Origin of the sequence: Mesorhizobium sp. Z1-4 (assembly GCF_004000235.1) — a bacterium.
GTDB lineage: Bacteria > Pseudomonadota > Alphaproteobacteria > Rhizobiales > Rhizobiaceae > RCIO01.
On the sequence record NZ_RCIO01000004.1, the window covers coordinates 45,593 to 58,790 of the forward strand.

14 protein-coding genes are annotated in these 13,198 nt (G+C 59.9%); 4 read left to right on the forward strand and 10 right to left on the reverse strand.

What is annotated here, in order from left to right:
• Positions 1-58 precede the first annotated feature (58 nt).
• Positions 59-1,861, reverse strand: a complete 1,803-nt coding sequence (locus EP165_RS14705) for a sodium:solute symporter family protein (protein WP_127523593.1) — start codon at positions 1,859-1,861, stop codon at positions 59-61.
• Between the two features lie 12 nt (positions 1,862-1,873).
• Positions 1,874-2,134, reverse strand: a complete 261-nt coding sequence (locus tag EP165_RS14710) for a DUF4212 domain-containing protein (RefSeq protein ID WP_127523594.1) — start codon at positions 2,132-2,134, stop codon at positions 1,874-1,876.
• A 163-nt stretch (positions 2,135-2,297) separates the two neighbouring features.
• On the opposite strand from EP165_RS14710, the gene EP165_RS14715 reads away from it, so the two are divergent.
• Positions 2,298-2,948, forward strand: a complete 651-nt coding sequence (locus tag EP165_RS14715; RefSeq protein ID WP_127523595.1) for a hypothetical protein — start codon at positions 2,298-2,300, stop codon at positions 2,946-2,948.
• Positions 2,949-3,005: 57 nt separating this feature from the next.
• Here the strand turns inward: EP165_RS14715 and glnA are convergent, their stop codons facing one another.
• Positions 3,006-4,415 carry a type I glutamate--ammonia ligase gene (gene glnA / locus EP165_RS14720; RefSeq protein ID WP_127523596.1) on the reverse strand — a complete coding sequence of 470 codons (1,410 nt, stop codon included), beginning with the start codon at positions 4,413-4,415 and terminating at the stop codon, positions 3,006-3,008.
• Positions 4,416-4,467: 52 nt separating this feature from the next.
• Positions 4,468-4,806 (reverse strand): P-II family nitrogen regulator, encoded by a 339-nt coding sequence (locus EP165_RS14725; protein WP_127523597.1) that lies wholly within the window; start codon positions 4,804-4,806, stop codon positions 4,468-4,470.
• A gap of 283 nt (positions 4,807-5,089) precedes the next feature.
• Here EP165_RS14725 and EP165_RS14730 point away from each other — a divergent pair, with 283 nt between their 5' ends.
• Positions 5,090-6,586 (forward strand): NAD(P)H-hydrate dehydratase, encoded by a 1,497-nt coding sequence (locus EP165_RS14730; RefSeq protein ID WP_127523598.1) that lies wholly within the window; start codon positions 5,090-5,092, stop codon positions 6,584-6,586.
• Here the strand turns inward: EP165_RS14730 and EP165_RS14735 are convergent.
• A complete protein-coding gene (locus EP165_RS14735; protein ID WP_127523599.1) occupies positions 6,583-7,386 on the reverse strand; it encodes a DUF72 domain-containing protein in 804 nt (267 codons plus the stop codon). The genes EP165_RS14730 and EP165_RS14735 overlap by 4 nt on opposite strands.
• 192 nt (positions 7,387-7,578) lie before the next feature.
• Here EP165_RS14735 and EP165_RS14740 point away from each other — a divergent pair, with 192 nt between their 5' ends.
• The gene (locus EP165_RS14740; protein ID WP_127523600.1) at positions 7,579-8,019 is read left to right on the forward strand and encodes a hypothetical protein; all 441 of its coding nucleotides are present in this window, start codon (positions 7,579-7,581) and stop codon (positions 8,017-8,019) included.
• Between the two features lie 148 nt (positions 8,020-8,167).
• Here EP165_RS14740 and EP165_RS20700 read toward each other — a convergent pair whose 3' ends face one another.
• The 5 genes from EP165_RS20700 to EP165_RS14765 form a co-directional block, all read right to left on the reverse strand.
• The gene (locus tag EP165_RS20700) at positions 8,168-8,581 is read right to left on the reverse strand and encodes a hypothetical protein (RefSeq protein WP_245440167.1); all 414 of its coding nucleotides are present in this window, start codon (positions 8,579-8,581) and stop codon (positions 8,168-8,170) included.
• A 613-nt stretch (positions 8,582-9,194) separates the two neighbouring features.
• Positions 9,195-9,881 carry a uracil-DNA glycosylase gene (locus EP165_RS14750; protein WP_127523602.1) on the reverse strand — a complete coding sequence of 229 codons (687 nt, stop codon included), beginning with the start codon at positions 9,879-9,881 and terminating at the stop codon, positions 9,195-9,197.
• Entirely contained in the window at positions 9,874-11,103 is a 1,230-nt protein-coding gene (locus EP165_RS14755) for a nucleoside triphosphate pyrophosphohydrolase family protein (RefSeq protein ID WP_127523603.1), read from the reverse strand. The genes EP165_RS14750 and EP165_RS14755 overlap by 8 nt, the downstream gene beginning before the upstream one ends.
• A 42-nt stretch (positions 11,104-11,145) precedes the next feature.
• A complete protein-coding gene (locus EP165_RS14760; RefSeq protein WP_127523604.1) occupies positions 11,146-11,793 on the reverse strand; it encodes an Nmad2 family putative nucleotide modification protein in 648 nt (215 codons plus the stop codon).
• Positions 11,794-11,799: 6 nt separating this feature from the next.
• Entirely contained in the window at positions 11,800-12,336 is a 537-nt protein-coding gene (locus EP165_RS14765; protein ID WP_245440168.1) for a TIR domain-containing protein, read from the reverse strand.
• A gap of 176 nt (positions 12,337-12,512) precedes the next feature.
• On the opposite strand from EP165_RS14765, the gene EP165_RS14770 reads away from it, so the two are divergent.
• Positions 12,513-13,178: a hypothetical protein gene (locus EP165_RS14770; RefSeq protein WP_127523605.1), complete on the forward strand. Its 666-nt coding sequence runs from the start codon at positions 12,513-12,515 to the stop codon at positions 13,176-13,178.
• The last annotated feature ends 20 nt before the right edge of the window (positions 13,179-13,198 follow it).

Genomic DNA, 13,198 nt, shown 5'->3' on the forward strand with positions numbered 1-13,198 from the left:
TCACAAAATCAGGGGCGGAACCGGGTTCCGCCCCTGAAGCATTTCAGGCTAGCACGTATTAGTGGGTGCTGCCCAGAATGGTTTCGCCCGACGGCAGGCGGACTTCGTCCACCATGCGCTGGGTTTCCTCATCGGGCGCCGGCGTCATCAGGGTGACGACAACCATTGCGATGAGGCTGGCCGGCATGCCGATCATGCCGAACCGCAGGTGGTCAATGCCGAGCCACGGGGCGCCGCCATTGTAGACGTAGTAGAGATAGGCCGAGCCCGCCAAGAAGCCGACGATCATGCCGGCAAGCGCGCCCTGGGTATTGGCCCGTTTCCACCACACGCCCAGCACGAGCGGGAAGAAGAGACCCGAACATGCGAAGCAGAACGCCCAGGCAACCGCACCGAGGATACCGGTGAGCTGCAAGGTTGCGATCAACGCCGCCGCGGCACCGATGACGACCAGCAGCACGCGAGCAACGATCAGGCGAACGGCCGTGTCGGCCTTCGGATCGATGATCTTGTAGTACAGGTCGTGGCTGAGTGCGTTGGCGATGGCGAGCAGCAACCCGTCTGCCGTTGACATGGCAGCGGCCATGCCGCCGGCGGCCACGAGGCCCGAGATCACATACGGCAGACCCGCGATTTCCGGCGTAGCCAGAACCACGATGTCGGGACGCATGAAGAACTCGTTGAGCTGCAGGAGGCCGTCGCCATTCTGATCGGAGACCGCAAGCATGCCCACCGCGCTCCAGTTCTGGATCCACGGCAGTGCCATCACTTCATCGATCGAATGGCCGATGATAGCCGTCGGCAGGGTCGGATCGAGCAGCTGCAGCTTCGTCAGCGTGGCCAGGGCCGGCGCCGTGAAGTACAGCAGGAAGATGAACAGCAGCGACCATGCGACCGATTTGCGCGCAGCGCGAACCGACGGCGTGGTGAAGTAGCGCATCAGGATGTGCGGAAGCGAGGCGGTGCCGGCCATCATGCAGATAGCCAGCGTCACGAACTTCCACGAGTCCATGCCACCTCCCGGCGCATTGTGCGGTGTCGTCAGAACCGCAACGCCGGGTATTGCTTCAGCTGCCTTGACCAGCCCGTATTCGGCCTCGAGTTCGGCGATCCGATGCACGGCATCGCCATACGAGAAGTGCGGGATGATGCCAAAGCCCTGTGCGTTGGACATCCAGACAACCGGCACCACGTAGGCGATAATCAGCACGATGTACTGAGCCACCTGGGTCCAGGTCACCGCCCTCATGCCACCAAGCATCGAGCACAGCAGAATGCCGAGCAGGCCGAACCAGACGCCGTATGAGAACGGGATCTGCAGGGCACGCGCGGCGATGGTGCCGGATGCGTTGATCTGCGCGGTCACATAGGTGAAGGATGCCACCACAAGGATAACAACCGCCACGAAGCGTGCAAGATTGCCGCCATACCGCGTCCCGATGAAGTCAGGCACGGTGTAGCAGCCGAATTTGCGCAGATACGGCGCCATCAGCGAGTTCACGAGCACATAACCGCCGGTCCAGCCGACGATGAAGGCCATATAGCCATAGCCGCCGAAATAGATGCCGCCGGCAAGCGCCACGAAAGACGCGCCTGACATCCAGTCGGCCGCCGTGGCCATGCCGTTGTATACGGCGGGCACTTCGCGCCCGGCGACGTAGTAGGCATCGACCTGCATGGTTCGCGACAGCCAGCCGATCAAGGCGTAGATGGCGATCGTGAAAGCCACGAAGAGAATGCCGATTGTGGCAGCGCTCACGCCCATCTGCTCAAGGATCGCCATGAGCAGGATGAAGACGAGGAAGCCGCCGGTGTATAGGCCGTAGACCCGGCCAAGGTTTTGAATGAATGATCCGTTCACGGTTCGGCCCTCCTATTCCTCACCGAAACCGAACTCGTCATCGATCGCGTCCTGCCGCCAGTTCTGGAAAAAGATCAGCAGCACGAAAACAATGAGCGAGCCCTGGGCAATCATGTAGAAACCGAGCGGAAAGCCGAGGAATGTGGCTTCGTTCAGTTCCTTCGTGAACCAGGGAACGATTATCGAAAATATAAACCAGAGAATGAGAACCAGAACCGTCAGGTTCCTGGTTTTCGCCCAATGGCGTTGTCTAGCATCTGCATCAGCGGACATGACGTCCTCCTCCCCTAAGATGCATGGCAGCGACCAGGTGCCGCCATTCCCAGTCACTCCGGCGAATCATCCGCCAGAGGATGGCGCAAGCATTATTCAGGACAGTTGCAAAAGTAACTGAGACATTGGTATTAGCTCGGAAAAGCGGGGAGAAACGGCGCGAATGATGAGTTTCTGGCATCGCAGTTCCGGCATTCTCAAAGACTTCGCCGCACGTTTCGCAGTAACCCGCGACAACGAACCGATCCGCTCAGTCCCCGAACTGACGCGGTTTGTGATCTCCCGGTCTGCATTTGTTGCGCAGCACAAACTCTATGGCTACGTGAAGACCCGCATGGGTACGCGTTACCCGGCGATGTTTGAGGACGACCGCTTTATACAGTCGCTGAACATCGCCAAGATGCACGTGTTTGCCGCATGTCTTTCCGATCTTGCAGTTCACGCGGTCGCAAAGGCCACTTCAGGCATGGATGCGGTTGCGCGCAACGGCCTCGCAGCCGCGATCTACAATGACGGCATCGCCGAATATGCCGCCCACGCCTCGGGCGAGGGCGATGCGCCGGCGTGGAAGGCTGCATTCGCCGAGCGCCTGACAAAGGTGAACTGGGAAAACGTCGCGGCAGGCGCCGACGCCTTTACGGCAAGTCCCAAGGCGCTAGTGCGTTGGGCGCCTATCTCGGAGGATCTGAAGAGATACGACGTCGAGATCGTCCGCAACTCGGTCCGCTTTGCATGGCACGAAGTCATTCGCGCCTTGCGCAAACGCCTCGATGCCGAAGCGATTCAGGCCGAGTTGAGCGGCGCACCCAATTGAGAAACGAAAAACCCCGGCGCAAGGCCGGGGTTTTCCTTTGTTCCAAGGTCCTGATGATCAGACCGAGTAGTACATGTCGAACTCGACCGGGTGCGGCGTCATTTCATAACGCAGCACTTCTTCCATCTTGAGCTCGATATAGGCGTCGATCTGGTCGTCGTCGAAGACGCCGCCGGCCTTGAGGAAGCCCCGGTCCTTGTCCAGGCTCATCATCGCTTCGCGCAGGCTCGCGCACACGGTCGGAACCTTCTTCAGTTCGCGCGGCGGCAGATCGTAGAGATCTTTGTCCATCGCCTGTCCGGGGTGGATCTTGTTGCGGATGCCGTCGAGCCCGGCCATCAGCATCGCCGAGAATGCCAGGTACGGATTGGCCGTCGGGTCGGGGAAGCGGACCTCTACGCGCTTCGACTTCGGCGAGGAGCCGAACGGAATGCGGCACGACGCCGAGCGGTTGCGGGCCGAATAGGCGAGAAGCACCGGTGCCTCGAAACCCGGAACCAGACGCTTGTAGGAGTTGGTCGAGGGATTGGTGAAGGCATTCAGCGCCTTGGCGTGTTTGATGATACCGCCGATATAGAACAGGCAGTTCTCCGACAGGCCGGCATATTCATTGCCCGCGAAGGTCGGCTTGCCGTCCTTCCAGATCGACTGGTGCACATGCATTCCCGAGCCGTTGTCGCCATAGATCGGTTTGGGCATGAAGGTTGCCGTCTTGCCATAGGCGTTGGCGACCTGATGGATCACGTATTTGTAGATCTGAAGCTCGTCGGCGCTGCGGGTCAGCGTGTTGAACTTCATACCGAGTTCGTGCTGCGCAGCACCCACCTCGTGGTGGTGCTTTTCGGTCGAGACGCCCATCTCGGCCATGACGGTGAGCATCTCGGAGCGCATGTCCTGCGCGGAATCGATGGGCGGGAGCGGGAAATAGCCGCCCTTGACGCGCGGCCGGTGGCCGAGGTTGCCGGTTTCGTAGTCGGTGTCGTCGTTGGACGGCAGTTCGCTGGAATCCAGCTTGAAGCCGGTGTTGTACGGATCGGCCTTGTACTTCACGTCATCGAACACGAAGAACTCGGCCTCGGGGCCGAAATAGGCGGTGTCGCCGAAGCCATCGGCGGCAATTTGCGCCTCGGCCTTCTTTGCGGTGCCGCGGGGATCGCGATTGTAGCTCTCACCCGAAACCGGATCGAGAATGTCGCAGACCACAACCATGGTCGACTGCGCAAAGAACGGGTCCATGTGGACGGAAGTGGTGTCCGGCATCAGAACCATGTCGGACTCGTTGATCGCCTTCCAGCCAGCGATCGAGGAACCGTCGAACATGACGCCGTCGACAAACATGTCTTCATCGACCACGGCGGTGTCCATGGTGAGATGCTGCATTTTGCCCTTGGGGTCGGTAAAGCGCAGATCGACGAATTTTACGTCGTTGTCCTTGATCTGCTTCATGATGTCGTTCGATGTCGTCATGTCTTGTTATCCCTGTATGACGTTGGATATCTGAGATACCGGCCGCGGCCGGTCAGATGGCGTCGGAGCCGCGCTCACCCGTGCGGATGCGAACGATCTCCTCGATGTTGGATACGAAAATCTTGCCGTCGCCGATGCGGCCGGTTTCGGCGGCCTTGCGGATGGCCTCAACGGCCTGCTCGACCGCATCGTCCTCAAGCACGACTTCGATTTTCACCTTTGGAAGAAAATCGACGACATATTCCGCGCCGCGATAGAGTTCGGTGTGGCCTTTCTGGCGACCGAAGCCTTTCGCTTCCGTGACCGTGATCCCTTGCAAACCGACTTCTTGAAGGGCCTCCTTCACCTCGTCGAGTTTGAATGGTTTGATGATCGCCTCGATCTTCTTCATGCGTTGAAAGCCTCCGGGTGGACGAGCAGAAATTAGGCAGCCCGCTTCGCATGCAACAAAGCAGGAAATATGCCAGTTGGGTGTCCGCGGCACATTTTTGCATTGCCGGCGCGATGTGGCGGTGTCGGCGCAATAAACTGGCGCCGTCCCGCCGTCGCCGGTACGAAAGCTTGCCCATACCGCGAGGACCTCTGACACCTATGCACAAAAATTATGCAACCTGCAAAGCAGATGAGCAGAATGGCTGCGCAGACGCGCGCCCATTTCCGGGAGCGCTGGTGAGATGAGGGATTGTTTGCTGCTCACACCTGACGAAATGGCCGCCGCCGACCGCATGGCGGGAAACGCTGGGCCGTTCGGTTTACGCCGGCTGATGGAAAACGCCGGCGCCGCCATCGCGCATGAGGTGCTGCGCCATTATCCCCGGGCCGAGGCCTTTGATATATTATGCGGGCCGGGCAACAATGGCGGCGACGGTTATGTCGCGGCGCGCATTCTGGCGGAGACGGGATTGCCGGTGACGGTCTGGGCTCTGAATGACCCGCAAGACGGAAGCGATGCTGCCAGTGCAGCGAAAGGCTGGACCGGGGAGACACAACCGCTGGCAAGGTTCCAGCCGAGGCCCGGCGCTCTGGTGATCGACGCATTGTTCGGCGCAGGTCTCGCCAGGCCCCTGGATGGAGAAGCAGCCCGTGCCGCGCAGGTTTGTTCGGAAGCGCAGATCCCGGTTCTCGCGGTCGATCTTCCGTCCGGCATCTCAGGTGCGGACGGCACCGTGCATGGCTCGGCCTTCACCGCAGCAACCACGGTCACATTCATGGCGCGCAAGCCGGGCCATCTGCTTTCGCCCGGCCGCGGCCGCTGCGGCGAGCTAATCGTCGCCGATATCGGCATATCCGACGCAATCATCACCGCCTGTGCGGGCGCAACCTTTGCGAACCGCTCCAGCCTGTGGTGCGACGCGCTGCCGGCAGTGAGCGACGACACACATAAATATGCGCGCGGCCACGCGGCGGTTTGTTCCGGCGGTCCATCCGCCACGGGCGCGGCGCGCCTCGCAGCGCTCGCCGCCGCGCGCGCCGGGGCAGGTGCAGTGACAGTGTTGTCGCCGGCTGGCGCGCTGCAGGTGAATGCGATGCACCTTACGTCGATCATGCTCGCGCGCGTCGAAGCCGCGGAAGAGCTGGTCAATTACGCGGCCGAACGCAAAGTGCGGTCGCTGGTCATCGGCCCCGGTTTCGGCGTCGGCGAGAAGGCGCGTGAGTTCGTCCAGGCATTTCTGGCCAAGGCTGATGACAGCCGGGCGCTGATCGTCGACGCCGACGCGATCACCTCCTTTGCGAACGAGCCGGACACGCTGTTCGCGGCGTGCAGGGCCTCGAAGGCCCAGACCGTGCTGACGCCTCACGCGGGCGAATTCGCAAGACTGTTTCCCGACCTCGCCGAGATGCGCTCGAAGCTCGAGCGGGCGAGGCAAGCAGCGCGGCGCAGCCATTGTACCGCGGTGCTGAAGGGTCCTGACACAGTGATCGCCGCCCCTGACGGGCGAGCCGCGATCAACACCAACGGCACGCCGCTGCTGGCGACGGCAGGCTCCGGCGACGTGCTGGCCGGCATCATCGCCGGGCTGACCGCGCAGGACATGCCGGTGTTCGAGGCGAGCTGCGCGGCAGTATGGATACACGCCGAGGCCGCGAGGGCGTTCGGGCCAGGGTTGATCGCGGAAGATTTGCCGGGCGCGATCCCAGACGTGTTGAAGCGTCTGGAGCGCGGTGGTTAGCCGCCGACGCGCTCCTGCAGCGCCATCGCGCCCTGCGGCGCGCGCACCTTGCCCTCATGGATGATGTAGACAAACACGTCGCGCGGCTTCTTATCCGGCGCATTGGTCGGATCGGCGAGCGGCAGATCGTCCGGCTGGCCGCCATCGGCCCAGGCCTTCAGCCGCGCCGCCCAGCCGTCGATATCGGACGCCGAATAGGCGGTCGGGATGTCGTCATGGCCGCGCTGCAGCCGCGCATAAACGAAGTCCGAAGTGACGTCGGCGAATTCGGGATATTTCTCGTGGTGCGCGTAGCAGATCGCGCAGCCATGTTTGCGCGCCAGCGCCACGAATTCCGGGTCGGCGAAACTCGGGTTGCGGACCTCCAGCGCGTGGCGCAGCGTCAGCCCCGAAAGTGTGGCCGGCAGCAGCTTGAGAAATCCCTCGAAATCGGCAGCCTCGAATTTCTTCGTCGGCGCGAACTGCCACACGATCGGCCCGAGCTTCGGCCCGAGCTCCTCCAGTCCCTGCGCGAAGAATTTGTCCATCGACCCGCCGGCCTCGGCAAGCACCTTGCGGTTGGTGACGAAGCGGTTGCCCTTGATCGCGAAGACAAAATCGGCCGGCGTCTCGGCCGCCCATTTGGCGTAGGTCGCCGGCTTGAAGCCCGAATAGTAGGTGCCGTTGACCTCGATCGTCCTGAGTTTCGACGAGGCGTATTCGAGCTGCCGCTTCTTCGGCCATTTCTCGGGATAGAACGTGCCTTCCCAGGGTTCGAAGGTCCAGCCGCCGATGCCGGCGCGAATGGTTCCAGATTGCATCGCTCTTGTCCTCGTTGGCTGCGGGCCGCGAAGATGCGCGGGCCGGCCGCCGATGTCCACCCGGATCGTGCGGGCTGCTGACAGAGTGGGCGCAGCCATATTTGCGCCCATCACTATGTGTTCTCTGTCTCCGGCTGCCGCGGCGTGGGGCAGTTACGTATGTCTTTTGAAACCTGAAAAGGAACATTGCATATGATGAAACATGTACTTTCGCTTGTCGCCGGAGCTTTTGCTCTTGTCTCCCTCAGCGGCGCGGGCATCGCCCAAGACGGCAGCCAGCTCTCGGCAGCGGATGCCGCCAAGACCCGGTCGATGCTCCAGGTCGCGACCGGCGTGATTACGCTCGGCCGCACCAACAAGGACCCGATGATGATGCTGGTCGGCGCCAAGATCCTGTCCGAGCTGGGCTCGGTCACGACCGAAGGCGACGCAAGCAGCGCCTACGACATTTCGGCGGTGCTGGGCGAGGCCAAGGAATTCGCCGGCGGCAATGAATATCTGCTCGGCGAAATCGCCGCGGTGCCGACCGACCGCAGCGCCCGCGTCAACGCGCGCTACTGCAACTGGTATCAGAACTGCGGCTATTCGATCGTCGATCCTTATGCCTGCGAAGAAGTGATGGTCTGCAACTAGGCTGATTGCCTGAGGGCAGTCGGCATCGCGCATCTGCGCGAGGGACGCACACGCGTCCGTCATGCCCGGCCTTGTGCCGGGCATCCACTTTAGGCGAAGCGCCCTGTCGATAAGGTAGATGGTCGCCGACCTTGACGGGCCGGGGATTTCACGACGTGTCGGGGCTTTCCAGCGCCCAGAAGGCGAGGCCGTGAACGTCCTCCAGTATCTGGTGGACTGTGTGGGGTGAGCGCCGGCCTGATGGAGAACCGGGCGGCGGGCCGAGACGCAGCGGCCAGATGCGACGCCTCTTCGCTTTCCTGTGTAGCCCACTCGCTCCCGCCGCTACTTTTCCAACTTGTGCGCCTGCGGCGTCCGGAGTTCGCTCAATTTGTGCGCTTGCAGCGCTACGGGCGGCTTTCCACCGGGCGAAGCGGTGGGCCTCGCGCGGCAGGTCGTCCAGCGCGCGGGCGATTGCCACGAGCCGCAAGGTGAGGCGGGTGGCGTCGATCGCGTCGTCGGGCGAGGGCGGAACGGGAAGCGGCGGCGGCTCGCTCCAGCCGGGGATCGAGATGCGCGGCATGGCGGTGGCCGACGCTCGCAAGCTTTTGTGCGGCAAGCGCCTCAGCGGGTCGAAAAGGGGCAGGGCGATTTGCTTTCCCCCACTCCGTCGCGCTGCGCGCGCCACCTCTCCCCCTCGAACTCGATGGGGAGAGGAAACGGGCGGCTTCTCGATACCCCTCGCAGCGACGATGACCAGCCGCCGTGCCGCGGCTTCGGCCGGGCGCAAGAGGCGCAACACCGCGCGGTGGAGATGACGGGGGAGAGACGCCGGTATCGGGCGAAGCCCGAAATCCTTCATGCCAGTGGCATGAAGGAAGGCGCCGAGCGGGCGGGAGCTGCCGGAGGCAGCGGGTCCCGCCCCGGGATACGGTAAACCTGACGCACCGCTTACCAGTGCTGNTCCCGCCCCGGGATACGGTAAACCTGACGCACCGCTTACCAGTGCTGCGAGCGTGGCCAGCACGCGCTTCAGCGCGATGCGGTGTCGCTCGATCGCAGCATTCCAGTCCATCGCCACCTCCGTTCAAGGGCAGCGGGATTGTAAGGGAGGTTGGAGGGGCGGGGATAAAGGAGAAAACTGGACGGCACGGCTGTTATGCAGATATCGCCGTAGGCCGCCCACTAGTACCAGACTAGGCAAAGAGCGGAAGTGTCCCCGTTTGGTCCGGAGCGGTCGGCAAGCCGTAGTGCCGACGGATCCCCTCGATAAATTCGCTCTGTCCCCCGTAGCTCGGGTGCCGAACTTTTCCGGCTTTAATCTCGAGGTCGGCGAGGGCTAACGTGGCATCCCGGCCGATCGCCAAAATAGATCTGGGCTCCAGCAATTCTAGCAGGGTGACCATCACATGTCGGCAGGCATGTCGCTCTGCGCGGGTATGACACCTGTTCGACATCGGTCGGCTGGCCTCGTGCGGGTGAAGTGGAAAAACGTTCCAAAGGAATACCGGTTGCTGGATAGAAATGAGCATTCGCCAAATTATTGTCGCGGTCCGTTCGGCCACCGCCGGGCCTCTGGTTGATCGCGCCAGAGGGCATGTTCCGAACATGCGGCCATGTGCTTCCAAGTGTGCCTCGTCCGTCAGGGCGAGGCCAGTTCGGCGACCGCCGCGGTAACCAAGGTCGCGCGCCACCCAAACTGTGCCAACGCCACGTTCCAAAGCCGCTTCGAGAACAAGCGCGAGGTTTTCGCGTCGAATAGCGGCCGCATTGGGTTGGTCGAAATCATGGCAGGTATCGGCGTATGGGTTGAACGCATTTTCGAAGCGCAGGTCGGCCACCAGCCGGACGAAGTCGCGCGCAGTCGCGGAGTACTTAGCCATGCGATTCTCTAAATTCTATGGATCGACGGTTCAGGTCGATCTTCACGGTCCCGTGACGATGCTCCCTGAGTTCGCGAAAGACCCGAAATCCCTCCAGGATCGCGCGCTCCCATTGCCAGAGCGGCCGCCGCTCAACTTCGTACCCTCGGACCAATTCGTGCACTGCCTTCAGCAATCCATAATCGAGCGAGCCAACATTCCTGAACTCGGAATGTCGTAGACCATGATTGAAAATCCATGTCGATATACCTTCCTCGATGATATTGGCTCGTGCTCCATCCTCATTCTCATCGATGTCCGGTTGGCTTTTGCGTTTGATTTTGAGAAGCGCGCGCAAGGTCGGTGACCAACCAAGAATACCGGCAAAGGCCAGGTGAAAGACGTCATGATAGCGATAGTCATCTGGCTCATGACGATTGTCGGTGAGCGGGCTACCTAGGTTTACGCCATTGTATCGCATGACGACAAACTCACGCCCACCTACGGTCCGTTCGATAAATTCGACTTCCATCACGCGCGGCAATTGCTCGTAATCCGGAAAGGCTTCGTCGAACAGTGGTCCCCAAGTCTCTTTGTCTGGCCAACGTCCCAAGGTCTTCACGACGTTTTTGCGAGCAGCAAGATCGAGACTCACCTGCGCGTCATCCGCCGCCATGAGCAGCGCACGAAAGATTTCGACGAGATCGGCGGACAGGCGGTCGCGGTTCTCTCGTATTTCGCCGGCGGCCCAGTCGGACAGCAGCACACCCACTCGTCCAGCAAGGGCGAGTAAGCGACGTTCGACGATATCGCCCGATATTGGACCCTCGAATGGGGCCTCGTGCTGCTGCAAGTCTACGAAAGTCGTTGCTCCGCTCTTGCCCGCGTAGTCCCAATCCGCCAACGAGAGGGGTACGCTTCTGACGATCTGCTCAAGCGGCAGGTCGGCACGCCGGGCGGCGTTTGAGAAGTACCATAATGCGTCCCCTAGTTCCTCAATGACCTCGTCATGATAGGCGACGAAAGCTTCCTTATCTCGCTGCTTCTTCTTCAGAGCGCTCAATAGACTGCCGATTTCACCGAACAGTCCCAGAAACACGAAACCTAGACCGTCTATGCCGGAGCGCTCATTCCTGTCTGTTCTAGCCGTGAAGCGCTGGTACTCGTCGAGACCCAAAGGTTGGTCCGCATCAGCAAACAGACCTTGCTGTTGGCGTACCAGTGCAATCGCGTTGTCGCTCAATCTTCGAATCCTATTCGCTCCACAATTCAATATGGCAGTGAACTAAACGATCCGGTCCACTTCTTTAGAATATCTTGCCCCGCTTATGCGAAACTGGAAAGGGTCGCCTAATACCATGTTCCAGTTGCCTTTGCCTTGTTCTTCAATCCATTGAAGCAATGGACCACTTTGCCAGTGCTCAAATGTTCGGTGGGCGCGAACATTCGTGTACCCTATTTCTTGGAGTATATTCTCAGGCACCATTGGCGCGTTGGCCCCGAAATAGACAAACCGATTTGAATAGAGAACCCGATCTCGGCTGGTGTCCGTTCCTATGTTGCTGAGCTCCGGAGTGCCGTCCGGCTTACTGTGATGCGAGTCCTCCTGCGTCCACGGGTCGCCCTCCTGATCACGATGATAGATGTTATCGCCAACCATCATCACCCGCGAGCCGTTCCGTACCGGCCGCTTGGACCTACAATCAGGGTGGTTCCAGTACTCATTAAAAGTCATCGCGCCTGACACCTGCATAAAGTAGATACACTTGCCGGTCGCGTTAAGCGCGGCTCCCCCCATCCCGACTATCCAGTCGCCGGGTCGAGCAACCCCACGAATTTTGGGTTTGCAAGTCGCCAATGTGCAGACGCCGTGAAATGGATTTGGTGCAAAGCCAAAATCCCTAGCGACCACATACATGTAAACTTTCGCCATGCTGGCTCAGCAACGGGAGGTCGAGCCGGTGTGTGCAGGTTCGCGCTGCTTTCCGGTAGGGGTTTGGAATGTATTCTCGCCCTCGACGGCGGCGACGATGCTGTCGGCATTCCAGTTAACGATGGCGCTCGCATAGCTCTCGAGCTTATCCGGAATGTCGTTCTCAGTGCCCCCGCGTTCATAGACCCCGACGATCCGCTTACCCAATTGGTGCGCCTTCTGAATCTCCCAATCCACCCAAGGTCGCTTGGCTGTGTCCTTCCCAACCAGAACAATGACAGTTGATGCCCATGCCATCTTCATCCTGAGAAGACGCTTTATCGTTCGGTCGCTCACCAAGCCTTTGTCGAGTCGCTCTTGGTTCGCTGGCTTTGCGCGTATTGAGCTATTACGGATTTCGTAACCGCCGCGAGCCAACAGGTCAGTCATGTTTGACACAAGCTGGTCGTCTGCGTGGTGATGGCTGATAAAAACGTGTCGACGCGACGCCATGAGCTGCTCCTTCGACGTTGCGGGGAGGATGACGAACATGTGTTCGTTCACGGTTTGCCCCCTTTCGATGAATATCGATCGGCTTCACAGTCTTGTAAAGAGATTATTGATCGCGATTGTTGTTGTCCTAGGAAATTGTTAGCGTGGTTTTAGGTGCGAGCAGCCTCTGTGGAGTTTTTCGCGTCCCACTTCCAATTCCGATCCCCAACATCGATATGACTAACCAGATGGAATCAGCGAAAAACGCTGTCGAGATCACCGACTACTTCAGGATCGCCCTCGACCAAAGCTTTGGGCTCACCCTGCACGTCAACGCTGTCAGCGCTCTGATTGCGCTGGCGCTGATCGCGCTACTCTTCCTTGTTTGGCGCTTTGTGCAGAACCAAAGTCTTGCCGATTTCGAGATCGATGAGGCGGAATTCGGCCTTGGCGATCAGAAGGTCAAGCTACGAGCAAATGACCTCGACAGGACCGTCGCTTACAGAATTTGGGTAGAATTAAGTACCCGCAAAATTGGATTGGAAATTGACATCGAAGATGACGTTATTGATGAGATCTACGAAAGTTGGTACCAATTCTTTTCAGTGACGCGTGACCTAATCAAAGATGTACCAGTAAGCAAACTGCGCAGGAGTTCGACGCGCAAGATCGTACAGTTGTCGATTGAAGTCCTCAATCAAGGACTTCGCCCGCATCTAACACGCTGGCAAGCGCGCTTTCGGCGATGGTACGCCCATCAAATAAAAAAGGACAGCGAAGCTGCCTTTCACCCACAAGAAATCCAGAAGAAATTTCCTGATTACCAAGACCTTGTAAACGATATGCTTGATGTAAACAAAAAACTCATAGCGTACCGGGAAAAAATGTTTGAACTTGTTACACAGAAGCGTTGATGACTTGGTGCTTGTAGAAC

Excerpts from the sequence above, each read along its gene's own strand:
- EP165_RS14710 (WP_127523594.1), bottom strand. The coding sequence starts at position 2,134 with ATGTCCGCTGATGCAGATGCTAGACAACGCCATTGGGCGAAAACCAGG.
- EP165_RS14715 (WP_127523595.1), top strand. The coding sequence starts at position 2,298 with ATGATGAGTTTCTGGCATCGCAGTTCCGGCATTCTCAAAGACTTCGCC.
- glnA (WP_127523596.1), bottom strand. The coding sequence starts at position 4,415 with ATGACGACATCGAACGACATCATGAAGCAGATCAAGGACAACGACGTA.
- EP165_RS14725 (WP_127523597.1), bottom strand. The coding sequence starts at position 4,806 with ATGAAGAAGATCGAGGCGATCATCAAACCATTCAAACTCGACGAGGTG.
- EP165_RS14730 (WP_127523598.1), top strand. The coding sequence starts at position 5,090 with ATGAGGGATTGTTTGCTGCTCACACCTGACGAAATGGCCGCCGCCGAC.
- EP165_RS14735 (WP_127523599.1), bottom strand. The coding sequence starts at position 7,386 with ATGCAATCTGGAACCATTCGCGCCGGCATCGGCGGCTGGACCTTCGAA.
- EP165_RS14740 (WP_127523600.1), top strand. The coding sequence starts at position 7,579 with ATGATGAAACATGTACTTTCGCTTGTCGCCGGAGCTTTTGCTCTTGTC.
- EP165_RS20700 (WP_245440167.1), bottom strand. The coding sequence starts at position 8,581 with ATGCCGCGCATCTCGATCCCCGGCTGGAGCGAGCCGCCGCCGCTTCCC.
- EP165_RS14750 (WP_127523602.1), bottom strand. The coding sequence starts at position 9,881 with ATGGCTAAGTACTCCGCGACTGCGCGCGACTTCGTCCGGCTGGTGGCC.
- EP165_RS14760 (WP_127523604.1), bottom strand. The coding sequence starts at position 11,793 with ATGGCGAAAGTTTACATGTATGTGGTCGCTAGGGATTTTGGCTTTGCA.
- EP165_RS14770 (WP_127523605.1), top strand. The coding sequence starts at position 12,513 with ATGGAATCAGCGAAAAACGCTGTCGAGATCACCGACTACTTCAGGATC.